General features: G+C 70.9%; 20 protein-coding genes. 13 read left to right on the forward strand and 7 right to left on the reverse strand.

Features of this window, described 5'->3' with window-relative positions:
• Positions 1–127: 127 nt before the first annotated feature.
• On the forward strand, positions 128–1,885 hold the full coding sequence (locus JYK02_RS21475; protein WP_207053629.1) for an MDR family MFS transporter: 1,758 nt from the start codon (positions 128–130) through the stop codon (positions 1,883–1,885).
• Positions 1,886–1,895: 10 nt separating this feature from the next.
• Here JYK02_RS21475 and JYK02_RS21480 read toward each other — a convergent pair whose 3' ends face one another.
• Positions 1,896–3,401, reverse strand: a complete 1,506-nt coding sequence (locus JYK02_RS21480) for a M20/M25/M40 family metallo-hydrolase (protein ID WP_207053632.1) — start codon at positions 3,399–3,401, stop codon at positions 1,896–1,898.
• Positions 3,402–3,685: 284 nt separating this feature from the next.
• Here JYK02_RS21480 and JYK02_RS21485 point away from each other — a divergent pair, with 284 nt between their 5' ends.
• Positions 3,686–4,672, forward strand: a complete 987-nt coding sequence (locus tag JYK02_RS21485) for a hypothetical protein (RefSeq protein ID WP_207053634.1) — start codon at positions 3,686–3,688, stop codon at positions 4,670–4,672.
• 90 nt (positions 4,673–4,762) lie between these two features.
• The gene (locus tag JYK02_RS21490) at positions 4,763–8,173 is read left to right on the forward strand and encodes a hybrid sensor histidine kinase/response regulator (RefSeq protein ID WP_207053635.1); all 3,411 of its coding nucleotides are present in this window, start codon (positions 4,763–4,765) and stop codon (positions 8,171–8,173) included.
• 3 nt (positions 8,174–8,176) lie between these two features.
• On the opposite strand, the gene JYK02_RS21495 is transcribed toward JYK02_RS21490, so the two are convergent.
• Positions 8,177–8,353, reverse strand: a complete 177-nt coding sequence (locus tag JYK02_RS21495; protein ID WP_207053637.1) for a hypothetical protein — start codon at positions 8,351–8,353, stop codon at positions 8,177–8,179.
• 697 nt (positions 8,354–9,050) lie between these two features.
• Entirely contained in the window at positions 9,051–12,494 is a 3,444-nt protein-coding gene (locus JYK02_RS21500) for an amidohydrolase family protein (protein WP_207053638.1), read from the reverse strand.
• Positions 12,495–12,654: 160 nt separating this feature from the next.
• Between JYK02_RS21500 and JYK02_RS21505 the strand changes: the two genes are divergently transcribed.
• Positions 12,655–13,104 carry a PaaI family thioesterase gene (locus JYK02_RS21505; protein ID WP_207053639.1) on the forward strand — a complete coding sequence of 150 codons (450 nt, stop codon included), beginning with the start codon at positions 12,655–12,657 and terminating at the stop codon, positions 13,102–13,104.
• Complete coding sequence (locus JYK02_RS21510) at positions 13,104–13,556, forward strand: PaaI family thioesterase (RefSeq protein WP_207053640.1); 453 nt, start codon at positions 13,104–13,106, stop codon at positions 13,554–13,556. The genes JYK02_RS21505 and JYK02_RS21510 overlap by 1 nt, the downstream gene beginning before the upstream one ends.
• Positions 13,557–13,568: 12 nt before the next feature.
• Here JYK02_RS21510 and JYK02_RS21515 read toward each other — a convergent pair whose 3' ends face one another.
• Positions 13,569–13,895: a pilus assembly protein N-terminal domain-containing protein gene (locus tag JYK02_RS21515; protein ID WP_207053641.1), complete on the reverse strand. Its 327-nt coding sequence runs from the start codon at positions 13,893–13,895 to the stop codon at positions 13,569–13,571.
• A 328-nt stretch (positions 13,896–14,223) separates the two neighbouring features.
• Here JYK02_RS21515 and JYK02_RS21520 point away from each other — a divergent pair, with 328 nt between their 5' ends.
• From JYK02_RS21520 to JYK02_RS21530, 3 genes are read left to right on the forward strand one after another with little or no spacing between them, the layout of a single operon-like run.
• Positions 14,224–15,393 carry a hypothetical protein gene (locus JYK02_RS21520; protein ID WP_207053642.1) on the forward strand — a complete coding sequence of 390 codons (1,170 nt, stop codon included), beginning with the start codon at positions 14,224–14,226 and terminating at the stop codon, positions 15,391–15,393.
• Positions 15,394–15,448: 55 nt separating this feature from the next.
• Positions 15,449–16,792 (forward strand): SitA5 family polymorphic toxin, encoded by a 1,344-nt coding sequence (gene sitA5, locus JYK02_RS21525; RefSeq protein WP_207053643.1) that lies wholly within the window; start codon positions 15,449–15,451, stop codon positions 16,790–16,792.
• Entirely contained in the window at positions 16,789–17,142 is a 354-nt protein-coding gene (locus tag JYK02_RS21530; protein WP_207053644.1) for a DUF2019 domain-containing protein, read from the forward strand. Before sitA5 ends, JYK02_RS21530 begins: the two co-directional genes overlap by 4 nt.
• 7 nt (positions 17,143–17,149) lie before the next feature.
• Here the strand turns inward: JYK02_RS21530 and JYK02_RS21535 are convergent, their stop codons facing one another.
• Positions 17,150–17,431 (reverse strand): hypothetical protein, encoded by a 282-nt coding sequence (locus tag JYK02_RS21535; protein WP_207053646.1) that lies wholly within the window; start codon positions 17,429–17,431, stop codon positions 17,150–17,152.
• A gap of 235 nt (positions 17,432–17,666) precedes the next feature.
• Here JYK02_RS21535 and JYK02_RS21540 point away from each other — a divergent pair, with 235 nt between their 5' ends.
• The 3 genes from JYK02_RS21540 (at position 17,667) to JYK02_RS21550 (ending at position 20,463) form a co-directional block, all read left to right on the forward strand.
• Positions 17,667–19,025, forward strand: a complete 1,359-nt coding sequence (locus JYK02_RS21540; RefSeq protein ID WP_207053647.1) for an RtcB family protein — start codon at positions 17,667–17,669, stop codon at positions 19,023–19,025.
• A gap of 76 nt (positions 19,026–19,101) precedes the next feature.
• Positions 19,102–20,037 (forward strand): TIGR02266 family protein, encoded by a 936-nt coding sequence (locus JYK02_RS21545; RefSeq protein WP_207053648.1) that lies wholly within the window; start codon positions 19,102–19,104, stop codon positions 20,035–20,037.
• 30 nt (positions 20,038–20,067) lie between these two features.
• Positions 20,068–20,463: a VOC family protein gene (locus JYK02_RS21550; RefSeq protein ID WP_207053649.1), complete on the forward strand. Its 396-nt coding sequence runs from the start codon at positions 20,068–20,070 to the stop codon at positions 20,461–20,463.
• Between the two features lie 6 nt (positions 20,464–20,469).
• Here JYK02_RS21550 and JYK02_RS40790 read toward each other — a convergent pair whose 3' ends face one another.
• A complete protein-coding gene (locus JYK02_RS40790) occupies positions 20,470–21,210 on the reverse strand; it encodes an immunity 52 family protein (RefSeq protein WP_347402543.1) in 741 nt (246 codons plus the stop codon).
• Entirely contained in the window at positions 21,207–22,550 is a 1,344-nt protein-coding gene (locus JYK02_RS21560; RefSeq protein WP_431603489.1) for a restriction endonuclease fold toxin 5 domain-containing protein, read from the reverse strand. The genes JYK02_RS40790 and JYK02_RS21560 overlap by 4 nt, the downstream gene beginning before the upstream one ends.
• A gap of 99 nt (positions 22,551–22,649) precedes the next feature.
• Here JYK02_RS21560 and JYK02_RS21565 point away from each other — a divergent pair, with 99 nt between their 5' ends.
• Together JYK02_RS21565 and JYK02_RS21570 are read left to right on the forward strand one after the other, a co-directional pair.
• Positions 22,650–24,101 carry a metallophosphoesterase gene (locus tag JYK02_RS21565; protein WP_207053652.1) on the forward strand — a complete coding sequence of 484 codons (1,452 nt, stop codon included), beginning with the start codon at positions 22,650–22,652 and terminating at the stop codon, positions 24,099–24,101.
• 180 nt (positions 24,102–24,281) lie between these two features.
• Positions 24,282–26,642: a PAS domain S-box protein gene (locus JYK02_RS21570; RefSeq protein ID WP_207053653.1), complete on the forward strand. Its 2,361-nt coding sequence runs from the start codon at positions 24,282–24,284 to the stop codon at positions 26,640–26,642.
• Positions 26,643–26,644 lie beyond the last annotated feature (2 nt).

Here is a 26,644-nt window from a genome sequence, read left to right on the forward strand (position 1 = left end):
TGCCGGATGAACGGTACTTCCGGTGGATGCCGGACGGGGCATTGCCTCCGGGACGGAGAGCAGGCGGGCAGGCGGGCGTGGCCAGCCTCCACCGCCGTCCCCAGATTCGCGCGGATGCATGCGCGCCATGCCTGAGACCGTCGCCGACACCGCCCTGGACTCCCACGCCGCGCCGGCGTCCGAGCGGTTCAGCCGCTCCCAGAAGGCCTTCACGCTGGCGGGAGCGCTGCTGGGATTGCTGCTGGCGGCGCTGGACCAGACCATCGTCGCCACGGCGGGGCCCACCATCCAGGCGGACCTGCACATCGCGCCGGAGCACTACCCGTGGCTCACCACCGCGTACCTGGTGGCCTCCACGATGATGGTGCCCGTGTGGGGCAAGCTGTCGGACCTGCTGGGCCGGCGCGCGGTGCTGGTGGCGGGCATCGCCGTGTTCCTCACCGGCAGCTTCCTGTGCGGCGCGTCCCGCTCCACGCTGGTGCTCATCCTCTGCCGCGCGGTGCAGGGGCTGGGCAGCGCGGCCCTCTTCACCGGCTCCCTGGCGGTGGTGGCGGACCTGTTCCCGCCGCGCGACCGGGGCAAGTACCAGGGCCTGTTCGGCGCGGTGTTCGGCCTGTCCAGCGTCATTGGCCCGCTGGCTGGCGGCTTCATCACCGACGCGCTGGGCTGGCACTGGGTGTTCTTCATCAACCTGCCGGTGGGCGCGGTCGCGCTGGCGCTCATCTTCCTGCGCATGCCGCCGCTCAAGCCGGAGGGCCTGCACGGCGGGAAGCTGGACCTGCCGGGCGCGGTGGCGCTGGCGGTGGGCGTGGTGCCGCTGCTGCTCGCGCTCAGCCTGGGCCATGGCGAGGCGACGCCCCGGGCGGGAGGGTTCGCGTGGGGCTCCGCGCCCATCCTGGGGCTGTTCGCGCTGTCGGCGGTGGGGCTGGGGCTCTTCGTGTGGCGGGAGCGCCATGCGAAGGAGCCGCTGCTGGAGCCTTCGCTCTTCCGCCTGCGCGCGTTCTCCGCGGGCAACGCGGCGGTGTTCATCATTGGCGCGGTGTTCCTGGCGTCCGTCACCTTCCTGCCGCTGTTCATGGTGAACGTGGTGGGGCTGTCCGCGACGCACTCCGGGCTGACGCTCACGCCGCTGACGCTGGGCGTGGTGGCGGGCAACGTGCTGTCCGGGCAACTGGTGTCGCGGATGGGCCGCTACAAGGCGCTGATGGTGGGGGCGCTGTTGTTCCTGATGGGCGGCTTCGCGGTGATGGCCTTCACGCTGACGCCCGACTCCAGCCAGGCCGAGGTCACGGTGAAGATGGTGCTGGTGGGCCTGGGCCTGGGGCCGTCCATCCCGCTCTACACCGTGGCGGTGCAGAACTCCGTGCCGCCGCAGCGCATTGGCGTGGCCACGTCCGCGACGACGTTCTTCCGGCAGTTGGGCATGACGGTGGGCGTGGCGCTGCTGGGCACCGTGTTCGCGGGCACGCTGGGCCGGGAGATGCAATCGCGCACGCAGCAGGCCGTGCATGGGCTGCGCCCGGACGTGCGTCAGGAATTGCGCGCGTCCGCGCCGGGAGGCCTGGGCGGCGAGGGCGCGCCGCAGGGCCAGCAGTTCCAGCCGGAGCAGGTGAAGGCGAAGCTGCGGGAGGGCTTCGAGGAGGAGCGGCGTCAGGCTCTACAAGAAGGCCCCGAGGCCCGCGCGCGCGTGGACGCGGACGAGGCCCGCGCGCTGTCCACCGTGGACCGCGTGGAGCGCGCGCTCAAGGAATCCTTCACCCGCGCGACGATGGCGGTGTACCGCTTCGCCATCTTCGTCGCGCTGGCGGCCCTGTTCGTCACGCTGCTGCTCCCGGAGCTGCCGCTCCGCCAGGGCGGGCCGCGCAAGGCCCCCGCGGAGTCGTAGCGCCTTTCGGCTACTTCTTCGGCGGCGGAGGCGTGTCCGACTCCGGCGCGGTGGGGCGCGCGAGCGTGCCCGGTGCCTCCGCCAGCGCGTACGCCATCCACGTCACCGCCGCGGTGCTGCGCGACAGGTCCTGCGGGTCCACCTTGTCCAGCGTGTCCGCCATGGAGTGGTGCACGTCGAAGTAGCGGCTGCTGTCCACGCGCACGCCCACGAAGGGCACGTGCGCGGGCTCCATGGGGCTCAGGTCCGCGCCCGTCGCGTGCCCCACCAGGAACCGCGCCGCGCCCAGCCCCTCCAGCGGCGTCAGCCACGGCCGCAGGAGCGCCTCACCGCCCGGGCCCGCGTGCAGGCTCACGCCCAGGGGGCGCCCGCCGCCCGCGTCCATCTCGATGGCGGCCACGTGCTTCGGCAGCTCCTTCGCGTGCGCCTCCGCGTACGCGCGGCCTCCGCGCAGGCCGTTCTCCTCGTTCATGAACAGCACCACGCGCACCGTGCGCCGGGGCGCCTGGGGCAGCTTCGCGATGAGCCGCGCGGCCTCCATCACCATCACCACGCCCGCGCCGTCGTCGTGCGCGCCCGTGCCCACGTCCCACGAGTCCAGGTGCGCGCCCAGGAGCACCACCTCGTCCGGCTTCTCACGGCCCTTCACCTCCGCCACCACGTTGGACGAGTCCGCCTCCGGCAGCTCCGAGCACCCCAGCACCAGCCGCACCTTCACCGCCCCGCCCTGGAGCATCCGGTGCAGCGTGAGCGCGTCCTCCACCGACACCGCCGCCGCGGGCAGGCGCGGGCCGCCTTCGTCGAAGCGCGTGGACCCCGTGTGCGGTGAGCGCAGCGACGCCGTGGCCAGCGAGCGCACCAGCGCGGCCACCGCGCCCTGCTTCGCCGCCGCCGCGGGCCCGCGTCCGCGCAGCCCCGCGAAGCGGCCGTAGTCCGAAGCCTCCGCCATGGTGTGGTTGAAGAACACGATGCGGCCCTTCACCTTGTCACCCAGCGCCGCCAGCTCCTCCAGGGAGTTCACCTCCACCACCTCCGCCGTGATGCCCTCCGGCGGCGTGGGCGCGCTGCCGCCCAGGGCCAGGAGCGCCAGGGGCAGGCCGCGCGTGCGCTCGGACGGGAGGATTTCGCCGTGCTCCTCGCCGCGCACCCAGTGCGGCACCTTCACCGGCTCCTTCCACGCCCGCACCCCGTCCTCCTTGAAGGCGCGCAGGGCCCACTGCACCGCGGCCTCCGCGGACTCGGAGCCGGACAGGCGCGGCCCCACCCCGTCCGTCAGCTCCGCCAGCCGCGCGTACGCATGGCCTTCCGCGAGCGCGGGCCCCACCAGCTTCGCCGCCGTGGCCTGCTGCGCGGCGCTCAGCTTCGTCACGGCCGGGGGCGCCGCCTTCACCGACGACGTGGCCGGCGACTTCGGCGCGGGGTCCTGGGAGGGCGCGGTGGCGGTGTTCTGGGGAGGAGCCGCGGTGATGAGGTGCAGGGCTAGCGAGACGGGCAGGACGAAGGCGGACGTGGACACGCGAATCCTCGAGGGGACCTGAGGTGTTTGTGAGGGCGAGGTGGAAGTCCCAGGGGCCACCGCGCGCCGAGAGGGGGAACGCGGCGCGCGGGGCTCAACTGGGACGTCACGCACCGGTTCCGCGGTTGGGGAACGCGAGGCCCGGTACATACGCCATCTTCCAAGAAGAAGAGGACGTGGGTGCATTCTTTAAAGAAATTCTTCGCAGCGTCAAGGCGGGAAGTGAGCATTGCGACCCGCGGGTGATGTGAGTGTTCACGAGTCCGCGCTACGCAAGACGTCCCATGGCACCCCACCCTCCCGCGCAACGCGAGACGTCCTGCCAGAGCCTGGAGGACCTGGGTGCGTGGCTCGCGGCCCGTGATTTCGGCCGCTTGGAGGATGACGCGCTGCCCATGCTGCTGCTGGCGGTGCATGGGCGGGACTTCACGCGCGACTTCCGCGAGGAGTTCGCCATCGAGGACGACTGGGCCCCCGCGCTGGAGCGCACGGCGCGCGCGGTGGGACGCGCCTTCGACTTCCTGCGCGAGGACGCGGGCATCCCGTACCTGGGGCTCGTGCCCAGACCGGACGCGCTGCCGCTGCTGTGCCGCTTCTTCCACCTGCACCCCCAGCCTCCGCCCGCGGCCCGCATGCGGCTGTCGCACTGGCTCTGGCGCCACGCGCTCTTCGACACCGCGCAGGCCTCGCCCGCCGGAGCGCTCGCGAGCCTCGCGCTCCTCACGCCGGACGTGAACGCCTCCGTGCGCGCGCTGCTGGACCAGTTGGGGCCGCCGCCGCCTCGCGGCTGGGAGCGCTATTCGCAGCCCGGCATGGCGGGGCTCGCGTCGGTGGCGGACCGGGTGGAGGCCACCGCGCTGCTGGCGCTGAAGCCCCGGCACCTGCTCACCGGCGCCGCGCTGGAGCCCGTCCCGCTGCTGGAGATCCAGGGCGCGGTGGCCTTCCTGCCCCTGTTCCCGCCGCCGCTGTCGGGAGGCTCGCCGCCGCCGGGCCCGGGCAGCGACCTGCTGCTCACGCTGGCGAACCAGGTCTTCCATCCGGTGCTCGCGCCGGGCCGGTCCCTGCTGGGGCTGGTGCGCACGGGCGTGACGCCGCCCGTTGTATTCCCCAGCCATGCCCTGCGCCCCGACGCCCTGGCCGCCCTGCGTCAAGGCGACGGAGCGGCGTTCCTGGCGCTGCGGCGTGACGCGCTCGTGACCCACATCCGGGCCTTCATCCGGGCCCGGACGGGCGCGGACACAGGGGTGGGTGCTTCGATTCCGGAGGAATGAACCCCCCGGAATTCTCCGTTGCCCACTCCGGAGGACCGGGGGACAGTGCCGCGACCGGCGGCCGTTCCCCCGACCCGCGGTCTTCCGCTCATGAGCGTGCCCCCTTCCGACACCGAACAGGCCCTGAGGGCCGAGGTCGAACGTCTGCGGCTCCGCCTGCGCGCCGCGGGGCTGGATGACGGAACCGGCACTCCTCCCGCTCCGGAGACGTCGGCGCTCCAGGACCGGAGCGCCGACGAGCGGCTGCGCGTGAAGCGCGAACAATTGCGGCTGGCGCAGGAGGCGGGCGGCATCGGGGTGTTCACGCTGGACATCCCCACCAACCTCATGACGATGACGCCGGAGTTCTGCCGGCTGTACGGCGTGCCCATCATGGACACCGTGCCCGCGACCGTCATCGAGGCGCTCGCGCTGGAGGAGGACCGGCACCGCGTGTCCAACGCGCGCACGCGGGCCGCGGGGCAGGTCCTGCCGTCCGTGGAGTACCGCATCCGCCGGCCGGACACCGGGGAGGTGCGGTGGATCCACCGGCGCGCGTCGCTGGTGTACGACGCGGCCGGCAAGCCGGTGCAATTCATTGGCATCGCCCAGGACGTCACCGAGCAACAGCAGGCTGAAGAAGCGCTGCGATCCGCGAACGAGCGCGTGCAGCTGGCGCTGAACACCGAGGTGATGATTGGCACCTGGGTGTGGGACGTGCCCGACAACCGCGTCGTCACGGACGAGCGCTTCGCGCACTCCTTCTCGCTGGACCCGAAGCAGGCGCGAGAGGGATTGCCCATTGATCAATTCCTGGCATCCGTGCACCCGGAGGACCGGCCCGGCATGGAGGCCGCCGTCGCCCGCGCGCTGAAGGTGGGCGGTTCGTACCGCGCCGAGTACCGCGTGCGCCGCTCCGACGGCGTGCACCGGTGGGTGGAGGCCAGCGGCCACTGCGTCCTCTCCCCGCAGGGCACGCCGCTGCGCTTTCCCGGCGTGCTGGTGGACATCGACGCGCGCAAGCGGGCGGAGCTGCGGCAGGCGGCGCTGCTGGAGATGGCGGACCGGCTGCGCGAGGCCTCGTCGCCGGATGCCGCCGCGCAGCTCGCGATGGAGGTGGTGGGACGGATGCTGGGCGTGCCGCGCGCGGGCTACGGCACGGTGGACGCGGTGCGCGGGCTGGTGCTGATGCACCCGAACTGGGTGGCCTCGCCGGACGTGGCGCGCGTGGAGGGCGTGCACCGCTTCCACGACTACGGCGTGTTCCTGGAGGACCTCCTGAAGGGCGAGATGGTGGCCATCCCGGACGTGCGGGAGGACCCGCGCACGGCGCCCCAGGCGGCCACGCTGGAGCAGGTGGGCATCCGGGCGCTGTTCAACATCCCGCTGCTGGAGCACGGCCGGTTCGTGGCGGTGCTGTTCCTGCACGACGTGCGGCCGCGCCGGTGGACGGAGGAGGAGATCGAGCTGTCGCGCAGCGTGGCGGACCGCGTGTGGGCGACGCTGTCCCGGCTCAAGGCGCTGGCGGAGCTGAAGCGGGCCAACGAGACGCTGGAGCAGCGCGTGGCCCAGCGCACGCAGGAGCGGGACCGCGTGTGGAACGTGTCCCAGGACCTGCTGGTGGTGGGTAGCCTGGCGGAGGGGAAGTTCCTCAGCGTCAACCCGGCCTGGACGCGGATGCTGGGATGGACGGAGGAGGAGCTGCTGGGCCGCACGTCGGAGTGGCTGGAGCGCCCGGACGACTACTCGCGCACGCGCGACGAGGTGTCCCGCCTGGCGGGAGGAAATCCCACGCTGAACTTCGAGAGTTCCTATCGCTGCAAGCACGGCGGCTACCGGCGCATCTCCTGGACGGCGGTGCCGGTGCCGGAGGACGGCGTGCTGTACGCCAGCGGGCGCGACGTCACCGAGCAGCGGCAGACGGAGGACCAGCTTCGGCAGGCGCAGAAGATGGAGGCGGTGGGCAAGCTCACGGGCGGCGTGGCGCACGACTTCAACAACCTGCTCCAGGTGGTGGGCGGCAACCTCCAGCTGCTCCAGCGCGACCTGGCGGGCAACGAGCGGGGCTTGCAGCGGGTGCGCTCGGCGCTGGGGGCGGTGGAGCGCGGGGCCCGGCTGTCCGGGCAGTTGCTGGCGTTCTCGCGGCGGCAGCCGCTGGAGCCGCGCTCGCTGAGCATGGGCCGGCTGCTGCGCGGCATGGACGACCTCTTGCGCCGCGCGCTGGGCGAGGACGTGGAGGTGGAGACGGTCATCAGCGGCGGGCTGTGGAACACGCTGGCGGATCCGCACCAGTTGGAGAACGTCATCCTCAACCTGGCCATCAACGCGCGCGACGCGATGCGGGGCAGCGGGAAGCTGACGCTGGAGCTGAGCAACGCGTCGCTGGACGACCACTACGCGCAGGCGCACCCGGACGTGCTGGCGGGGCCGTACGTGCTGCTGGCGGTGTCGGACACGGGCGGCGGCATGACGCCGGAGGTGCTGGAGCGCGCGTTCGAGCCCTTCTTCACGACGAAGCAGGAGGGCCGGGGGACGGGGCTGGGGCTGAGCATGGTGTACGGCTTCGTGAAGCAGTCCGGCGGGCACGTGAAGCTCTACAGCGAGCCGGGGCACGGCACGACGGTGAAGGTGTACCTGCCGCGCGCGTTCCAGCCGGAGGCTCCGGTGACGGAGGTGGTGACGGGGCCGGTGGAAGGCGGGCGGGAGACCATCCTCGCGGTGGAGGACGACGCGGACGTGCGCGCGACGGTGGTGGAGCTCCTGACGGAGCTGGGCTACCGGGTGCTGCGCGCGGTGGACGGGCAGAGCGCGCTGTCCATCCTCCAGAGCGGCGTGGCGGTGGACCTGCTCTTCACGGACGTGGTGATGCCGGGGCCGGTGCGCAGCCCGGAGCTGGCGCGGCAGGCGAAGGCGCTTCAACCGGACATCGAGGTGCTCTTCACGTCGGGCTACACGGAGAACGCCATCGTGCACGGCGGTCGGCTGGACCCGGGCGTGAGCCTCTTGTCCAAGCCGTACCGGCGCGAGGACCTGGCGCGCAAGGTGCGGACGCTGCTGGACCAGCGGCAGCAGCGGCTCTTGACGCCGAAGCTCCAGTGGCCGGAGCGCGGCTTGGAGCCGAAGGAACCGGCGACGGCGGCGCAGGAGTCCGCGCGGCGGATGCATGTGCTGCTGGTGGAGGACGACGAGGACATCCGCGCGTCCGCCAGCGAGCTGCTGGGCTTGCTGGGGCACGCGGTGATGCCGGTGGCGAGCGCGGAGGAGGCGCGGGTGGCGCTGGCGGCGGAGCCGTTCGACGTGCTGTTCACGGACGTGACGCTGCCGGGCATGTCCGGCGTGGACCTGGCGCGCGAGGTGTCGCTGCGAAAGCCCGCCATGCGCATCATCATCGCGTCCGGCCACGGCCGCGCGGCGCTGGACGGGGATCCGCAGCAGTGGCTGGGCGTGGTGGTGCTGCCCAAGCCCTACGCACTGCCGCAGATCCAACAGGCCCTGGCCCAGGTGGCCGCGACGGCGCGCTGAGGTTCAGCGGCGCTGGCGCTCCAGGAAGGCCAGCATGCGCTCTGTGTTCCCGCGCTCGTGGTCGTCCAGGGACGGCAGGTACTCGCGGACCTCCGCGAGCATGGCTTCCGCGGCGGGCAGGTCCGCGGGGGAGACCTTGTAGGCCCACTGCCAGTACTCCGCTGCGGTGTATGAGTACATCGTCGTATCAAGCGGATGATTGAGATAGGCGCGCAGCGCGCTTCGCACGACCCTCGGGGTCTGCCCCCAATGCGCGGCGCAGAAAAACACCATCCTGGCGAGATCCCGGCGAAGCGCGGCCGACGGCACTCGTCCCGCATGGCGCCGCTCCACTTGCCTGAGGCCGGCACGGAAGCGTGGCCAGTCCCTTGGGGCAAGCGCACTCGTCTCCTCTGCATCCAGAATGTAGGCGCGCCAGCTCTGGTCACGGAAGGACGGATCCTGGAACGCTTTCCTCATTTTCGCGGGCATCTCAGCGGCGTCCCGTTCCAGCTGTATACGGCGCCAGGCCAGAACCCGTTCGCCATGCAATATGACCGGCACGAGTCACAACGGCTCTCTCCTTCCACGCGTCCCGGCATGCTGTCTCCGCCCATATCCGTACAGCGAACGTAGTCGTCGGTGCAGGACTTCCGGACGCGTTCGGTCTCCTTCTCCCGTGCCGCATCCGTCGCCCCAGGCGGCGGCAACGGGTTCGGCTTCCGGGGCCGGGGCGGCTTCATCATCTCCATCTGCTCGCACGCCGCCGCCGAGCCGTTCTTGCACTGGCAATCCACGGTGCTGACGCAGCCCGGGCCTGGCCCCGGGCCCATGGATTGACGGAACTGTCGCGGACCGTTTGCGCAGCCCGCGACCGCTCCCAACAACAACACGACGCCTAATCGCATACCTGTTCGTTGGCGTGCGTGGTGGCCCGGGGGCTCCAGCCCTCGTTGCCGTCCTTCTCGAAGTAGAACTTCGCGCGCGTGCGCTGCCGCGTGCCCACTTCGTTCAGCGTGTTCGCGTCGTACAGGCGCCCGTTCACCATCGTGTAGCGCACCGTGCGGCTGTTGGAGATGTCCTCCAGCGGGTTCCTGTCCAGCACCACCAGGTCCGCCAGCTTCCCCACCTCCAGCGAGCCCAGGTCCTTGTCCATGCCCAGGTGGCGCGCGCCGTTCAGCGTGCCCACGCGCAACGCCTGCATCGGGGACATGCCGCCCTGCACGAACATCGCCAGCTCCCAGTGCGCCGCCAGGCCCTCACGCTGTCCGTGCGCGCCCAACTGCACGCTCACGCCCAGGTCGTTCAGCTCCTTCGCCACGCGGGCCACGTTCTGGTGGTTGAACTCCTCGTCCGGGATCATCACGCGGCGGCGCGAGCGGCCGTCCACCACGCGCCGGGGCACGAACGACAAGAGCCGCGTGTCCTCCCAGACGTTCGTCTTCTGGTACCAGTAGTTCTCCCCCATGAGCCCGCCGTAGGCCACGCCCAGCGTCGGCGTGTAGCCCACCTTCGTGCCCTTCCAGAGCTGGCGCACGTCGTCGTAGATGCGCGCCACCGGCAGCGAGTGCTCCAGCCCCGAGTGCCCGTCCACCACCATGGTCAGGTTGTGCTGGAGCAGCGAGCCGCCCTCGGGCACCACCAGCATGTCCAGCTCGCGCGCGGCCTGGAGGATCTTCTGCCGCTGGTCGCGCCGGGGCTGGTTGTAGCTCTTCACGCTGAAGGCCCCCAGCGCCTTCATCCGCCGCAGGTGCCGGCGCGCGTCGTCCAGCGTGTCGATTTCGACGTGCGCGTCCGCGCTCGCCGCGCCGTACAGGATGGTGCCCGTGGAGAAGATGCGCGGCGACGCGAGCATGCCCGCCTTGCCCAGCTCGCTCGCGGCGAAGATGGTCTCCGAGTTGTTGGACGGGTCGTGCAGCGTCGTCACGCCGAACGCCAGCGACGCCGCCTGCACCCAGCTCTGCTCGGGCATCAGCCCGTCCACGCCCATGGCCCCGTGCCAGTGCACGTCCACCAGGCCCGGCATCAGCGTCTTGCCCTTCACGTCGACAATCTTCGCGGACGCGGGCACGTCCACCTTCCCCACCGGGCCCAGCGCCACGATGCGGTTGCCCTTCACCACCACCACGCCCTGCTCCACCACCTGCTCGCCCTTCATCGTGACCAGCCGCCCGCCCACCAGCGCCAGCGTCCCCTCCGGCACGTCCGACTTCGAGGAGAACGCCACGTCCACCCCGTCCGCCTCCGGCGGCGGCAGCGTCTTCGGCGCACCCTCCACGAACGTGAACGCGTCCTTCAGCGCCCGCGTGTAGAGCTTCGGCCCCAGCGCCCAGTGCAGGGACAGCCGGCCGCCAGGGCTGGACCAGTGCAGGTACTCCCCCGCGTCACGGCTGAGCTGCGTCACCGGCATCGCCTTCGAGTCCGGCCCCACCCGCGCCTCCTTCGCGCCGCGCACGAAGGGCGTCACGTACGCGTTGAAGTTCTCGCGGAAGGCCACCCACCGGTCGTCCGGCGACACGCGCATCTCCAGCGCGCCCCCGCTCGTCAGGTGCGTGCGCGGCTCGCCGCCGTCCAGGCCGATGCTCTGGAGCGTGCGCACGTCCTCCACGTCCTTGGACTCCACGTGCAGGAAGTACACGCGGTCCGACTTCGCGCCGAAGTGCGGCTGCTCCCCGTCCCGCGTCAGCTTGCGCGCCGCGCTCCCGCCCGTGGACGGCACCACGAACAGGCCCGTCTCCCGGCTCCACGTGCCCGGCATCAGGTAGCCGTCGCCCGTCGTCCGGTACACCACCCACTTGCCGTCCGGGCTCATCGCGGGCTCCACGTAGAAGCCCGGCTGCGCCGTCACCACGCGGCCCTCGCCGCCCGTCGTGGACACCACGCGCACCGTGCCCAGCGCGTCGTCGTCCCACGTCGTGTAGACGATGGAGCGGCCGTCCCGGGAGAACGACGGGTAGAACTCCAGGTGCTCGTTCTGCCGCGTCAGCCGGCGCGGCGTGCCCGACGGCAGGTCCTTCACGTACAGCTTGCCCAGCGCCTGGTACACCAGCCTCTTGCCATCCGGTGACACCTGCACCCAGCGCAGCATCTTCACGTCGAAGCGATCCGGCGCCACGGAGCGCGCGCTCTTCACCGCCGCGAACACCGTGCGCGTGCCCTTCACGTGGAAGGGGATGGGCTTCACCTGTTTCGTCGCCACGTCGATGCGGTGCAGCGTCCCGCCCGCCCAGAACACCAGGGACTTGTTGTCCGGCGTCCACGCCATCACCGGGGACACGCCGTGGATGGCCCACGTCTCCTGCATGTCGCGGTCGAGCCCGTCATACAGCGGCCGCTCCGCCCCGGACTTGACGTCCGTGACGTACAGCACGCTCTTGCCGCGCACGCGCCGCACGAACGCCAGCTGCTTGCCGTCCGGCGACGGCGTGGGCCGGATGGAGCCGCCCGGGCCGGTGACGAAGGGCTCCACCTCCTTCGCGTCCAGGTCCAGCCGCTGGATGACGTAGATCTGCTTGTTGGGGTCCTTGTCGTACTCGAAGGTCTTCCCCGGCGTGACGTCCTGGCTGAAGTAGACGTAGCGGCCGTCGGGGGAGAACGCGGGCTCGCCCAGGTCCTTCTGGTCGTTGGCGCGCTCGGTGAGCTTCACGCCCTCACCGCCCGCGCGGTGGTACATCCACACCTCGCCCGCGCCCAGCGAGCGCCGGCCGGTGAAGTGCTTGCGCGCCACGAGGAACTGGCCGTCCGGGCTCCACGCGGGGCTGTTGAGCAGGCGGAACTTCTCCTGCGTCACCGCGCGGGGGTTCTTGCCGTCGCGGTCCATCACCCAGACGTTGTCGCCGCCGCCCCGGTCGCTGGTGAACGCGATGGACTTCCCATCCGGGCTGTAGCGCGGCTGCATGTCCCACGCGGCGCCGGACGTGAGCGCCCGCGCCTCGCCGCCCGCGATGGGCAGCGCGTAGATGTCCCCCAAGAGGTCGAAGAGGATTTCATCCCCGCGCGGGCTCACGTCCACGTTCATCCACGTGCCCTCGCGCACGTCGATGGGCACCTGCGTGGCGGCCACGCCCGGGGGCGCGTCCACGCGCCACTCCTCCTTCTTCGCGTCCGGCTGCTCCGGCGTGGCGACGGGGGCCAGGGTGCCGCCATCCCCCTCGGTCGCCCGGGCGGCGTCGCGCGCGGTCTCCTTCGGCGCGGGCGGCGGAGGGGGTTCCTTCGGAGGCGCTTCGTTCTGGCCTGACGGTGCGGGCGCGGGCGCACCCGCGGGCCTGGGCAGGGGCTGCGCGGCCAGGAGCAGACCGGGGACGAGCAGCGCGAAGCAGAGGGACGAGAGGGGTCGGTTCACCGGAAGTGTCCTCGGGGAAGACGCGGGGCGCGGCATCCTGCCAGGATGCGCGGGTTCACAGGGCGCCCGTGAACCCGCGGACAGGCGGGCGTGTTCCTGGGCGCGGCGTGCCGCGGTGCGTTCCCCCGGCGCGGTCCGAATCTGCTACTGCATCCGGCCTATGTCGGACTTCAGTCTTCCCTCGGACACGGCGGAGCGGCGCGAGAAGCTCTCCATCCTGTTCACCGAGGCGGTGCCCCACAACCACGCGCTCGGGCTGCGGCTGGAAGAGGTGGGTGCCACGGACGCGACGGTGGTGATGCCGTACGCGGACATGCTCGTGGGCAACCCGGAGACGGGCGTGGTGGCGGGCGGCGCGGTGACGACGCTCATCGACGCGGCGAGCGGCACGGCGGTGATGGCGGCGCTCAACGCGTTCGCGGCCATCGTCACGCTGGACCTGCGAATCGACTACCTGCGCCCCGCGCGTCCGGGCCTGCCGCTGACCGCGCGCGCCGAGTGCTACAAGGTCACCCGCCTGGTCGCCTTCGTGCGCGCGCTGGTGCACCAGGGCGACCCGGCGATGCCGGTGGCGTCGTCGCAGGGAACCTTCATGCGGGTGGAGGACTGATGAGCACGCCTTCGCTTCCCCTCGCGGACCTGGTGCGCCAGGTGCGCCAGTCGCGCGAGTACCCGCGCCTCACCGACGCCATCCCCTACACGCGCTTCATGGGCATTGGCGTGGAGAACCTGGCCGGCGAGATGCTCTGCCGCATGCGCTACGCGCCGCACCTCATTGGCAACAGCATCCTGCCCGCGCTGCACGGCGGCACGCTGGGGGCGCTGCTGGAGTCGAGCGCCATCTTCGAGCTGCTGCTCAAGACAGACACCGAGCGCGTGCCCAAGGTCATCTCCACCACGGTGGACTTCCTGCGCTCGGGCAAGGCACAGGACACGTTCGCGAAGGCGTTCATCACGCGGCAGGGGCGGCGCGTGGCCAACGTGCGCGTGGAGGCCTGGCAGGACGACCGCACCCGTCCCATCGCCAGCTCGCACGCGCTGTTCCTGCTGTCGGAGCCATGAGGCTTCGGGCGGCTAGCCGTCCACCACGATGCGGTACGTGCGGCGCTTGCCGTCGCCGCCCCAGACGATGAGGGTGGTGGTCCCCTTCGCCAGCGCGGAGAGCTCCACCCCGTCCTTTCCGGTCGTCCTCACGTCCGCGACGGACGGGTCGCCCAGCGCCACGCGGCTCAGGCCCGGCACGGTCAGCACCTGCTTCGCGCCCTTCTTCAGGGTGAGCGTCTCGTCCGCGGCCGGCGCCTCGTCCCGGGCCGAGGTCTGAGCGGCGGGCTCCTTCGCCCACGCGGGAGCGGCGGCCAGCAGCAGGGTTCCGAACGTCAGGGCCACGAAGCGTGCAGCCATGGATGCGACCTCCAGGTGTGTCTCCGGGGGAATCCGGAGCCGCCCCAGTGTCCCATGCGTGCGCATCCGACGTCTCCCGAGACTTCCGGGAATTACCGCACTGGCGTTGTTACAGCGTGGTTCCCATTTCTACAGGGTTCCTGACGGGTCCTGCGGTGGACAGCGTGCACGGGCGCACGGTGAGCTGCCTTTGAATCCGCCGGGTGGATGACAGGGATTCCGGTCCGGGGTCGCGGTGGGGGCGCGGCAGTGAACGCGAGCGCGCGTCACGGGAGCGCGGCACGTCGCCTGCTAGCTCACGGGAGCGACCACCGACGCGGAGACCCCCATGAGCGAGCGCGAGTCGATGAAGCTGCGGGAGTTGAAGGAAACCGCCCATGCGCTGTACCAGCGGGGGAAGTATGCGCAGTGCGTGGAAACGTATGCGCAGCTGGCCAGGCGGCTGCCGCGAGACGCGAACGTGCGCATCCGGCTGGCGGAGGCCTGTCGCCGCGCGGGCCAGCGGGAGCAGGCCATCGCCGCGTACCGTGAAGCCTCGCAGGTGCTGTTGTCACTGGGTTGCGAGTCCCGCGCGAGGGGTGCGCTGAAGGCCGCGCTGGAGCTGGATCCGCGGGACCCGGCGCTGCAACTGGAGGTGGTGCGGCTGGGCCAGGGCGCGGTGACGCCGACGGAGCTGGAGGACGAGCAGCTCTACCGCTTCGACCGGCTGCCGCCGCCGACGCCGCCGCCCGGGAGGATGCGCGGCGTGCCGCCGCCTCCGCCGCCGAGCTTCGTGCTCAACGCCGCGCAGGAGCCGGCCTCCGCCGCGGGCCTGCCGGTGGCGCCGTCCATCGCGCCGCTGAGCGCCCCGGGCGTGCGGAGCCCGGTGCCGACGAGGATGCAGGGGACGGCCTCCGGGCCGGGGCGGGACGCGGTGCTGCCCCATCCGCGTCCTGTCGCGCTGGCGGGGACGCCCGCGAAGGACACGTCGACGGAGGCGATGTCGCGCTCGATGGCGAAGGCGGCGGTGACGCCGCTTCCGAAGGTCATCGTGTCGATGGGCGCCTTCGCGGATCCGCCGGCCGCCAGCCCCGTGAACGCGCCTCCGAGCATCCCGCCTGTCACGGTGGACAGGCCCGTGCCCCAGAGGTCGCTGCCGTCCGTGCCGCTGGCCCTGCCCGCGCTGCCGCGCAGTCCTCCGAACGTGCCGCCCACGATGATCCCGGAGCGCCCCACGGTGAAGGTCATCCCGCTGCTGAACCGCGCGCCCGGGCCCCAGCCGGTGCCGTCCGCTCCCGCGCCGGTGCCGCACGCGCCCGCCGGCCATCCGCACGCATCAGCGCTGACGGCGCCACCCAATGCGGTGCTGCCGTACAAGCCGGAGATGCGCCGCCTGGCGCCCAACGTGGTGGCGCTGCGTGTGTCGCCACAGGCGCGCTGGGTCATCATCCGTTCGGAGAGTGAGCTTGAAGTGAGCCGTTCGGAGGAGCTCCCCGTCGAGCCGAACGCCGCGCACTGAATTGCATGCTCAAATGCCTCTCGCGGAGCGCCCCTGGCTCCGGGAGGACTTTCGCATGCGGCCCTGGTGGTTGATTCCGCTCCTGCTCGTGCTGCTGACCGGCTGTGGCGGCGTCACGCGGTCGGTGCGTCTGGAGACAGGCAGGGATGCCCCCATCGTGGTGACACCCCGTCCGGGTGCCACGCCGGTGGAAGTGGACGCGGACGACTTCGAGGAAGCCGTCGCGGTGCTGGCCCGGACCGTGCGCCCGCCCACGCATCCTCAGGACGCGGCACGGCGCTTGTGGCAGGTGGAGCCGCGCAGCGGTTCGTACCTGTTCGACCCGCGCAGCCGCCACATCACGCCGATGGCGCCGGGCGAGCACCTGGAAGGCGCCACCTCCAGCGCGGACGTAGAGCTGACGCGTGCGTATCTGCGCTGGTGCGAACGCACGGGCAGGCCGGGCGACTGCTTGCGCCTCCTGGTGGAGGGACCCACGGTCACTGGAGACGGGCGCTACGCCCTGGCCATGGCGCTGGCCCAGGGGGCCGTGCTGGAGGAACTGCTGGAGGCCTTCCAGGACATGGCCGATCCCCAGGCCATGCTGACGACGGTCCTGTGGACGTGGACCACGTACATGGTCCTGCTCGCGGTGCCGGAGCCCTTCTCCAAGGGACTCGCCGCCGTGATGACCGTCACGCTCATCTCCTACGTGGGCGTCGATACCTTCTGGAACCTCATCGTGGGCTTCAAGCAGTTGGTGGAAGCCGCGGACCGGGCCACCACGTTCGGCGCGCTGCGCGAGGCGGGCGAGCGCTACGGCAAGGTCATGGGCCGCAACGCGGCACGGGCTTTCGCCCTGCTGGCCACGGCGGCGATCGGCAGTACTGCCCCCGGCCTGGCGGCGAAGGTCCCCAAGCTCCCTGGAGCCGCCCTGGCGACGGCGCAGGCCGAGTCCCAGCTGGGCCTGCGGTTCGCGGCGATCGCGGAGGTGGAGACGGTGGCGGTGAGCGCCGGGACCGTGACGGTCGCACTCGCGCCCGGCGCGGTGGCCATGGCCGCCAATGGCGGTGGGCCCACGCCTCCCACGGGTGCGCCGAGGGGCTGGGGCTCGTTCAGTGGCTTCAAGAAGGCCCTGGGCCCAGCGGGTCCGGGCAAGGAGTGGCATCACATCGTCGAACAGACCCCGGGCAACGTGCAGCGGTTCGGTCCCCAGGCCCTTCACAACACCGAGAACGTCGTCCCGCTGGACAAGCGCCTGCACATGGATGTCAGTCGCTTCTACTCCTCGATTCTCCGTGTCCTCACGCAGTCGAGTACACAGACCGTACGTCAGTGGTTGAGCACGCAGTCCTACGAAGCCCAGCGTGAGTTCGGTCTGATCGCCATCGAGAACGTGCGGAAGGGAGTCTGGAAATGACGCTGGAGCAACTGGTCGAACAATTCGCGAAGCACGTCGCCGCGCAGACCGACGCCATCCATCGAGGCGATCCTCCCAGGATCGGGAACAAGCACGCCAAAAAGTACAACGCGGCGATCGACCAACTCCTGGCCCATGGCGATGCCGGGAGGGACGCGCTCCTGGTGCTGTTCAAGCACGAGCGCACGGACGTCCGTGCCACGGCGGCGGCCTTTCTGCTCCGCTACCGGACGGCGGAAGCCACCGCCGTCCTGGAGGTGGCTGCGAAGGAGGGCGGCATCGGCGCTATCGATGCCATCATGGCCCTCAAACACTGGCGGGAAGGTACCTGGACCCTGGACCCGGGGTAGGCCCGGCCTACATCGACACGGACTTCTTCGGGTCGATGAGGCTCTGAAGCGGATTCGTCGCCTCCGCGGTCTCCTGCTCCAGGTCCGGCTCGTAGGCGCGGACCTGCGCCTCGCAGTGATTGCTCTTGCGGTTCTGGTGGCAGTGCCGGATGCCGTACACGTGATGGCACCCGCATGGATCCACGCGCTTCTTGGCGCACAGCGACGGATTGAAAACCGGAGCCGCGGTCAGCTCCACCGGCCCCGCCTGCAACGACATCGCCAGCACCATCCCCGTCAAAAACCCCATCGCCCACCCCCTTGATGCACGCTGGAGAAATGGGAATGCCGATCGGATGCCGCAACCCCCAGGCTTGTCTGAATGCCGATCCGTGCACTCCCGGCCGTTCCACCTGTCCGCCCCATCCAATTCCACCCCGGCGGACGCCAGGCAGGCAGCCATGCGTGTGTCCGGAAAGCAGCAGCGTCAGGGATGAGGGAGGGCTTCGTCCCTGCCGCGGGTTCACCCACCTGGGGGATTCACCATGAGCTGGAAGCAACACCTGGAAAAGGTCTCCGAGGGCCACTACGTCCTGCCGCGCACCAAGACGATGCGCGTGCACGCGGACCTGTTCCTCTCCGACAAGCTCCTCTGGGGGGAGGAAGGCAATCCTGAAGCCCCCGCGCTGGAAGACGCCGTCTTCGATCAGGTCGTCAACGCCGCCACCTTCCCGGGGGTCACCCGCGTCGCCGTCACGCCGGACTGTCACGTGGGCTACGGCGTCCCCATCGGCACCATCGTGGAGACGGACGGCACCCTGCTGCCCACCGCCGCCGGGTACGACATCGGCTGCGGCATGGTCCAGCTCCAGACCTCCCTCACCGTGGAGGACGTCGCGGACCCCGCGAAGCGCCGCCAGTGGATCAACGAGGTGACCGAGCGCATCGCCGTGGGCGTGGGCGCCACCCGGGCCCGCAAGCAGCGCAAGCTCAACGAGTCCACCGTCAAGGAAGTGCTCCGGCACGGCGCCAAGGCCCTGGGCCGCAACCGCTCCGTCACCGAGCGCGACTTCATCCCCGTGGAGGACACCGGGGTGGACATCCCCGGGCGTGCCTACGACAAGCGCGGGCAGTTGGGCAGCCTGGGCGGCGGCAACCACTTCACCGAGATGCAGGTGGATGAGCAGGGCCGCGTCTGGGTGATGCTCCACACCGGCAGCCGCGGCTTCGGCTGGAACATCGCCAAGCACTTCTTCGTGGAGGGCGCCGCCCAGCTGGGCCTCAAGAGCCGCAGCGAGGACTTCGTCTGGCTGGACGCGGACAGCGCCCTGGGCCGGCACTACTGGAACCTGCACAACATGGCGGCCAACTTCGCCGTGGCCAACCGGCTGCTCATCGGCGAGGCCGTGTGCGGGGCCCTCGAGGACGTGTTCGGAGGGACGGCGAGCATCTACTACGAGATCAGCCACAACCTCATCCAGAAGGAGGGCGGCAAGTTCGTCGCTCGCAAGGGCGCCACGCGGGCCTTCCCCGCCAGCCACCCGGCCCTCAAGGGGACGACGTGGGAGGCCACCGGGCACCCCATCCTCATCCCCGGGTCCATGGAGACGGGCAGCGCCATCCTCTTCGCGGAACCAGGGGCGGAGAAGTCCATCTACTCGGTGAACCACGGCTCCGGCCGGCGGCTGTCACGCGCCGCGGCGCGCCGGCAGCTCCAGCAGGAGGAGACGGACCGGCGCATGCAGGAGGCCGGCATCCTGCTCAACACCCGCACCACGCCGCTGGACGAGTCCGGGCCCTGCTACAAGAACCTGGACGACGTGCTGGAGACGGTGGAGCAGGCCGGACTCGCCCGGGTGGCCCACCGCCTCAAGCCGGTGGCCTGCATCAAGGGCGCGGACTGAGGGTGGACCTGGCAGGAGGGGGCTCGTGGGAGAGGCCGGGCGGCGCTAGAGTGGGCGTCCGTCTGGAGCCCCACGCATGCCCCCCTCCCCCACTCCCTCCCGGGAAGCCGAGCTGGCGCGCGCCGAAGCCGAAATGGCTCGGCTGGAAGCGCAGCTTGCTGAACAGGTGGCCCGCGCCACCGCCGACGCGGCCGCGCTGACCGAACGGCTTGCCCGCGTGCGGCAGGCCCTGGCCCGGCCGGAGCACACCGCGGACTCGCGCCTGTCCCAGTGGGCCATGCGCCTGGAGGACACCGAGTCCCCCGAGCCCTCCCCGGAGCTCGCGCGCCTGCGGGAGAAGGCCCTGGATGCCCGCGAGGCCGCGCTGGACACGCGCCGGCAGGCCGGGCTGGACCTCCAGTCCGCGCTGCGCGTGCAGCAGGAGGACGCTGGCCGGGTGGAGAAGGCGCTGTCGTCCGCCGAGGCCGACCTCAAGCGCGTGGAGGACGCCGCGAAGGCCCGTGCGGCGGCCGAGGAGAAGGCCCGCCGCGCCGCGGAGGCCGAGACCCAGAAGGTCGTCCCGCCTCCGGGGCTGAAGCCGGCCGGGGCGAAGGCGGTGTCCACGGAGACGCCGACGCGCGCGGAGCGGCTGCCGGCCCGGATGCCCGAGGCCGCCACTCCGGCGAAGAGCGACGGGCGCAAGGCGGGCCGGGTGCGGATGCACACGACCATCGACACGCGCAGCGACTCCAACTTCTTCACCGGCTTCTCCATGGACATCAGCGAGGGCGGCATCTTCATCGCCACCGTGGAGGCGGTGCCGCGCGGCACGCCGGTGGAGCTGGACTTCACGCTGCCGGGAGGCCGGCCGCTGACGGTGAACGGCGTGGTGCGCTGGGCGCGCGACGGCAACGACCGCACGCCGGACCTGATGCCGGGTGTGGGCGTGCAGTTCACCACGCTGCCGCCGGAGGTGGCGCACGCCATCTCGTCGTTCGTGGCCACGCGCGACCCCATGTTCTACCCGGACTGAGCGGCGCTCGGTTCTGCTAGGAAGCCGGGCATGATCGACCACCTGAGCTTCTACGCGACTGACTTCGCCGCCACGAAGGCCTTCTACGAAGCGGTCCTGTCCACGCTGGGCGCGGGCCTCGTGATGGAGATGACGTCCACCTGGGACCCGGAGTTCCCCACGCGCCGCATGGCGGCCTTCGGTCCGCCCCAGCGGCCGGTGCTGTGGATCATCGAGACGAAGACGCCCGTGTCGCCCCGGCACGTGGCCTTCACGGCGAGCGGCCCGGAGGCGGTGGACGGCTTCCACCAGGCGGCGCTGAAGGCGGGCGGCAAGGACAACGGCGCGCCGGGAAAGCGGCCGCACTACCACGCGGGCTACTACGGCGCGTTCGTGTTGGATCCGGACGGCAACAACGTGGAGGCGGTCCACCACGGCGCGCCGTGAAAGGCTTCAGGTGCCCCAGGGGCGCAGGGGCCGGAGCAGCCCCGCGTCCTGGAGGCGCGCCTGGACGTCCGCGGCCAGGGCGACGTGGGCCGGATTGGAGGCGGTGAACTTCTCCGGCGTGAGGGTGATGAGCGTGCCCCGGTTCTCCAGGTGCTCTACCTGCACGGGAGCAGGGAGCGGGGGCACGGGGCCGCGGAAGTCGGCGAAGTACATGACCCAGCCGACGAAGGATCCGGCCTCTGAGAACTGACCGACCTTGATCTGTTCCCGATGCGCGTGGGAGGTCGCGATGCCGACCTCGGGTTCCCACGCGAGCGCCATGGCACGCACCACGCCAGTGAGGACCGGCGCGGTCAGCACACGCTCCGCGACCTGGCCCGTGCTGAGCGCATTGAGGACACAGTTGGAGCTCACGCGCGCCGAGGAACTTCCACAGTCGCCATGGAGTCCCGTGGTTTCTTCTGGGTCTTCGCCCGCCCAAAGCCAGAAGCTAGAGCTGTCACGAAATCGGTTGCTCTTCCGCCCCAGAAGCTTCGCGAGCGTCACGGCATCTGGCTGGACTTGTCGATTTCGTGCCTTCTCGAAGGTCGCTGCGGCTTGATGCCAGCGGCTCCAGGTTGGCTCTAGCTGCCCCATCCCTTTGAGAAAGGATTCCAGGCGCTGGGCGCAGACCTCGATTGGCTCCAGACGAGCCAGCCAGTAGGAGCCCGCATAGTACGTTTCGACCATAGAGCTAGCGTGCCTCATTGGAGCGGCGGAATGGATAGAACTTCAATCGGATAGCGACTGTCCTCGAAGGCTTTGCGGAGAAAATCCGCGAACCGGCGCTCCGCGACAATCCAGCGGATACGTCGGCCGTCTGCGAGGGCAATCTGGCGCTTGGCTTGAGCAAGAATCTTGTCGAAGCCTCGGTAGAACTCCTTCAGCGTCATGTTGTCCTTGATGAACGTTGCATAGCCCGGGCCCTTCGCCTCCAGCAGCACGTCCTCCAAGGGGTCGAACCCGTCGTAGTCCACCACGGTGTCGCCTTCCTGGATCCGGTACGCGGTTCCCTTCGGTGCTCCCGTCACCTGGGCCTGGTAGTCACGGGCACGGTCGGACATCGACTCCGTCACCTGCACCCACTTGCCCGGGCCTCCTGTGCTCCCACTCGAAGGAGGGCCCGTGACAGCCATCGTCACCGCCGTGGACGCGAGCGTGACCTCCACCACTCCGCCCACCACCGCCACCGCGCTCACGTCCAGCACGTGCGCCACGCTGAAGCCTGCCTGCGCCGAGCCCAACCGCACCGCGTCCGGGAAGCCCGGCATCCACGTCAGCGCGGATGACAGCCCCACCGTCACGCCGTGACTCACCAGCACCGTGACGGCGAGCACGAAGATGCGCGCTACCTCCGGCCCCAGTGCCTGCGCGAACACGTGCGCCGCTTCTTCCAACTCCTGAAACGTCGTCGCCCGGTCCGTCGCTGCCTTCAGCGCGCCACAGGCCCGCACCACCGTGAGGAACGACTGCACTCCCACATACGCCAGGAACACGGCGGCAATCACCGCGGCGGCCTTGGTGAACACGGGCTCCGGTGCCGCCGCCAGCACCACCCAGGATGCAATCGCTCCCGAGACCACGGACACGAAGAGCGCCGGGTTCACCGTGTCCTCCAGCGCGTCCCCGATGCTCGCGCGCAGTGGGTCCAGCGACATGCCCACCGCGAGCGTCAGCCGGTCCATCTCTCCAAAGCCCGCGCCGTCCTCCAGCAGGGACAGACAATCCCCCGCGGCCTCATGCGCCCGGCACCATCGCCCGTACCGGTCCCGCAGCATGAACCCGAGTCCCCGGTCCAGCTCCGCGCCCTTCCTCGCGACCGCGCGCACCACCCTGGGTGAGCGCACCGGCAGCGGTACATCCAGCACCAGGCGCGCTAGCGCGTCCTCGAACTCCCGCGCGCTGACCGGCACCCTCCGGTCCCAGCTCACCGGCGCATACGTCCGCGTCCCCTCCTCCGTGCGCAGCCGCACCGTGGGCCCGCTGGCGCAGCCCGTGATCAGCACGAACAGCAAAATCCACACACCGCCATGTGACACTCGCGACACTCCTCGACAGGTGCCTTCTCCCGTCACCCCACCAATGCTATGCGCCTCCAGGCAATCCATTTTTAACGAGAACAACTGGACTTCACCGGGAGAGTCACCTTGAAGCGTATTTCCCTCATCGCGTCCCTGGCCCTGACGGGCGTGCTGTCCGCCTGCGGTCCTGGCGAGACGCTGGAATCACCGCGGGTGCCCGCGCGGGACGTGGGCAGCACCACGGCGGCGCTGGACTGCGCCGCGCTCAGCAAGCCCGTGTATCACCGCGTCCGTCCGTCCTCGGGTGACAGCCTCCTCACCCTCAACGCGACGGAGGCCGCCAACGCGGCCACGACCTACGCGTACACCGAGGACCTGGGCACGCCCTTCAAGGCCGCGAGCGCGTCGGGCACCGGCCTGTCCCCCGTGTACCGGCTCTACAGCCCCAGCCGGGGTGAACACATCGTCACCATCGACGCCACCGAGCGCTCGAACCTCATCGCCTCCGGCTTCACCACCGACGAGGGCGTGGGCTTCTATGCGTCCAGGACGGCGGACACGTGCCTCGTGCCCGTCTACCGCTTCGACAACCCGGGCCTCCGGAAGCACCGCCACGCCGTCACCCAGGCGGAGCGCGACGCGCTCACCACCGCCGGCTGGACCAACGAGGGCATCAAGTTCTACGCCGCGCCTGGCACCGTGGACACGAAGTTCACCTTCGTCGTCATCCCCGACACGCAGCTGGAGGCCGTCTACTACCCCACCCGGCTCACCCACCGCATGCAGTGGATCGCCGACAACCGGACGGCCCAGGACATCCGCTTCGTGATGCACACCGGCGACCTGATGGACTGGGACACGCCGGACCACATCCACTATCAGCGCGCCAGTGACTCGTATCAGGTGCTCGACAACGCCCGGATCCCCTACGCCATCGCCCTGGGCAACCACGACACGGCGGCCGTGTGCCAGGGCGGCAGCGCGTGCCCCGGCAACGTCAACGCCAACCTGCGCAACACCACCACCTTCAACACCTACTTCCCGCTGTCCCGCTTCAAGGCCCTGGGCGGCGTGTTCGAGTCCGGCAAGTGCGACAACGCCTTCCACACGTTCAACGCGGGCGGCCTGAACTGGCTGGTGCTGAACCTGGAGCTGTGGGCCCGCACGGACGCCGTGAACTGGGCGAAGACCGTGCTGGCCCAGTACCCCCGGCACAACGTCATCATCATCACCCACTCGCACCTGAACGGCAGCGGCGGCATCGAGCAGTCCAACGGCGGCTACGGCAACAACAGCCCCCAGTACGTGTTCGACAACCTCATCAAGCAGTACGCCAACGTGCGCTTCGTCTTCTCCGGCCACGTGGGCAACGCCGCCTACCGCACCGACACCGGCGTGAACGGCAACACCGTCTACCAGATGCTCAACACCTTCCACGACGGCACCACCAACCCGACCCGGCTCGTGGAGGTGGACACCGCCGCCAACACCATCAACACCCGCGTCTACGCGCCGCTCACGAACACCGAGCGCGCCGACGGCGTGAAGGCGTACAGCAACGTCAACTGGGTGCGCTGAACCCACGCCGCCACGGCTTCGCCATGCGAGCCCGCTTCCTCCACGAGGGGGCGGGCCTTGTCATCCATGGCAATCCCAGCGGTCGCTTGGTATTGAGACCCGGCCTTGCGTGACAGCCCGCCACCTCCTTGCGGCTCCTCCCTCCCGTTCCTCGCCGGTGGCGGAGAGATGGGGGAACGGATGCGCCAGCAGGACTGGTCCGCGACGCCCCTGCCGCCGCCGGAGGCCTGGCCCCACGCGCTGCGCGCGCTGGTCCGCATGATGCTGGACGCGGCCACGCCCATGTTCGTCGTCTGGGGCCCGGAGCTCTGCTACCTCTACAACGACGCGTACCGTCCCTTCATCGGCGCGCGGCACCCGGCGCTCGGTGAACCCTGCGCGCGGGTGTTGCCGGACGTCTGGCCGGCGCTGAAGCCGCTCCTGGATCGCACCCTCGCGGGGGAGACGGTCGCCTTCGAGGACCTTCCGCTCACCGTCACGTACGAGGGCGTCTCGGAGGAGCGCTGGTTCACGTTCGCGTACGTGCCCGTGCGCGACGACGCAGGCACCGTGCAGGGCGTGTACTGCGCGCCGCTGGAGACGACCGGGCGCGTGCGGGCGGAGCGGGAGAAGCAGGCCACGCTGGCCACGCTGCAGCTGGCGCAGCGCGCGGGCGGCGTGGGCGTCTTCGAGTTGGATCAGGAGACGCGCACCGTCTACACGTCCGAGGAGTTCTGTCACATCTGGGGCCTGCCGGTGCGCCCCGCGTATCCCATCGCGGAGCTCATCGCGCGGCTGCACCCGGACGACCGGCCCCGCATCCGCACCGTGGACGGCATCCTGTCCCAGGGCGCGCTGGAGTACATCGAGTACCGCGTCCTGCGCGACGACACCGGCGAGGAGCGATGGATTGCCCGCCGCGGCGAGGCCCCGCGTGAAGGCGTGCGGCGGCTGCCGGGCGTCGTCTACGACGTGACCGACCAGAAGCGCGCGGAGGCGGCGCTCCAGGTGCTCACCGCCCAGCTGGAGCAGCAGCTCAGCGTGCGCACCGCGGACCACGACCGGCTGTGGCGGCTGTCGCAAGAGCTGATGATGGTGTGTGGGATTGACGGCCTCATCTTCACGGTGAACCCGTCCGCCACGCGCATCCTTGGCTGGACCGAGGCGGAGATGGCGGGCCGGACGGTGAGGGACTTCCTCCACCCGGACGACGTCGAGCCCAGCGCCGCGGAGATGCGGCGCCTGGCCGCGGGCATCACCACGCTGGCCTTCGAGAGCCGCTTCCGTCACCGGGACGGCTCCTACCGGCTGCTGGCCTGGACGGCCGTGCCGGACGAGGGCCGCGTCCACGCCGTGGCGCGCGACATCACCCAGGAGCGCGAGGCGGCCCAGGCGCTGCGCCAGGCCGAGGAGGCGCTGCGCCAGGCCCAGAAGATGGAAGCGGTGGGCCAGCTCACCGGCGGCATCGCGCACGACTTCAACAACCTGCTCCAGGGCATCATCGGATCGCTGGACCTGCTGCAGCGGCGCGTGAGCCAGGGGCGCACGGAGGAGCTGGGCCGCTTCGTCACCGGCGCGAAGGCCTCCGCGCACCGGGCCGCGGCGCTCACGCACCGGCTGCTCGCCTTCTCCCGGCGGCAGCCGTTGGACCCCCGGCCCACGGACGTGAACCAGCTGGTCGCCTCCATGGAGGACCTGCTGCACCGCACGCTGGGAGAGACCATCCAGTTGGAGCTGGCGCTCACCCCCGCGCCGTGGACCACGCTGTGCGACCCGAACCAGTTGGAGAGCGCGGTCCTCAACCTGGTCATCAACGCGCGCGACGCGATGCCCTCGGGTGGACGCCTGCGCATCGAGACCGGGAACGCCCAACTGGAGGTGCCCACGGGCGGCGACCTGATGCCCGGCGCCTACGTGCGCGTGAGCGTCACCGACACGGGCACGGGGATGCCCCCGGAGGTCATCGCGCGCGCGTTCGAGCCCTTCTTCACCACCAAGCCGCTGGGCCAGGGCACCGGCCTGGGCCTGTCGATGATCTACGGCTTCGCTCGCCAGTCGGAGGGCTCGGCGCGCATCGAGAGCGAGCCCGGCCGGGGCACCACGGTGTCGCTGTACCTGCCGCGCTTCCAGGGCATACCCGGCGCGGAGTCTCCGCCCTCGCAGGCCCTGGGCGAGGAGCACCGCGCGCGCGGCGGCGAGGTGGTGGTGCTGGTGGAGGACGAGCCGGTGGTGCGCGCGCTCATCGTCGAGGTGCTCCGCGAGTGGAGCTATCAGGTGCGCGAGGCCGACGACGGTCCCTCCGGCCTGCGCCTGCTGGAGTCCCTGCCGCAGGTGGACCTGCTGTTGACGGACGTGGGGTTGCCCGGGGGCCTCACCGGGCGGCAGCTCGCGGACCTGGCCCGGCAGCGGCGCCCGGCGCTCAAGGTGCTGTTCATGACCGGCTACGCCCAGGCCGCGGCCCAGGCGTCCGGGTTCCTCCAGACGGGCATGGAGATGGTCACCAAGCCCGTAGCCATGGACCTGCTCGTGGCCCGCGTCCAGCGGATGCTGCGGGACGCCTAAAC

Source organism: Corallococcus macrosporus (genome assembly GCF_017302985.1).
GTDB classification, from domain to species: Bacteria; Myxococcota; Myxococcia; order Myxococcales; family Myxococcaceae; genus Corallococcus; species Corallococcus macrosporus_A.

What these genes read in the sequence shown, in the direction of transcription:
- JYK02_RS21475 (WP_207053629.1), top strand. Translation starts at nt 128, where the DNA reads ATGCCTGAGACCGTCGCCGACACCGCCCTGGACTCCCACGCCGCGCCG.
- JYK02_RS21490 (WP_207053635.1), top strand. Translation starts at nt 4,763, where the DNA reads ATGAGCGTGCCCCCTTCCGACACCGAACAGGCCCTGAGGGCCGAGGTC.
- JYK02_RS21530 (WP_207053644.1), top strand. Translation starts at nt 16,789, where the DNA reads ATGACGCTGGAGCAACTGGTCGAACAATTCGCGAAGCACGTCGCCGCG.
- sitA5 (WP_207053643.1), top strand. Translation starts at nt 15,449, where the DNA reads ATGCGGCCCTGGTGGTTGATTCCGCTCCTGCTCGTGCTGCTGACCGGC.
- JYK02_RS21550 (WP_207053649.1), top strand. Translation starts at nt 20,068, where the DNA reads ATGATCGACCACCTGAGCTTCTACGCGACTGACTTCGCCGCCACGAAG.
- JYK02_RS21505 (WP_207053639.1), top strand. Translation starts at nt 12,655, where the DNA reads ATGTCGGACTTCAGTCTTCCCTCGGACACGGCGGAGCGGCGCGAGAAG.
- JYK02_RS21510 (WP_207053640.1), top strand. Translation starts at nt 13,104, where the DNA reads ATGAGCACGCCTTCGCTTCCCCTCGCGGACCTGGTGCGCCAGGTGCGC.
- JYK02_RS21515 (WP_207053641.1), bottom strand. Translation starts at nt 13,895, where the DNA reads ATGGCTGCACGCTTCGTGGCCCTGACGTTCGGAACCCTGCTGCTGGCC.
- JYK02_RS21570 (WP_207053653.1), top strand. Translation starts at nt 24,282, where the DNA reads ATGCGCCAGCAGGACTGGTCCGCGACGCCCCTGCCGCCGCCGGAGGCC.
- JYK02_RS21535 (WP_207053646.1), bottom strand. Translation starts at nt 17,431, where the DNA reads ATGGGGTTTTTGACGGGGATGGTGCTGGCGATGTCGTTGCAGGCGGGG.
- JYK02_RS40790 (WP_347402543.1), bottom strand. Translation starts at nt 21,210, where the DNA reads ATGAGGCACGCTAGCTCTATGGTCGAAACGTACTATGCGGGCTCCTAC.
- JYK02_RS21545 (WP_207053648.1), top strand. Translation starts at nt 19,102, where the DNA reads ATGCCCCCCTCCCCCACTCCCTCCCGGGAAGCCGAGCTGGCGCGCGCC.
- JYK02_RS21520 (WP_207053642.1), top strand. Translation starts at nt 14,224, where the DNA reads ATGAGCGAGCGCGAGTCGATGAAGCTGCGGGAGTTGAAGGAAACCGCC.
- JYK02_RS21540 (WP_207053647.1), top strand. Translation starts at nt 17,667, where the DNA reads ATGAGCTGGAAGCAACACCTGGAAAAGGTCTCCGAGGGCCACTACGTC.
- JYK02_RS21485 (WP_207053634.1), top strand. Translation starts at nt 3,686, where the DNA reads ATGGCACCCCACCCTCCCGCGCAACGCGAGACGTCCTGCCAGAGCCTG.
- JYK02_RS21495 (WP_207053637.1), bottom strand. Translation starts at nt 8,353, where the DNA reads ATGTACTCATACACCGCAGCGGAGTACTGGCAGTGGGCCTACAAGGTC.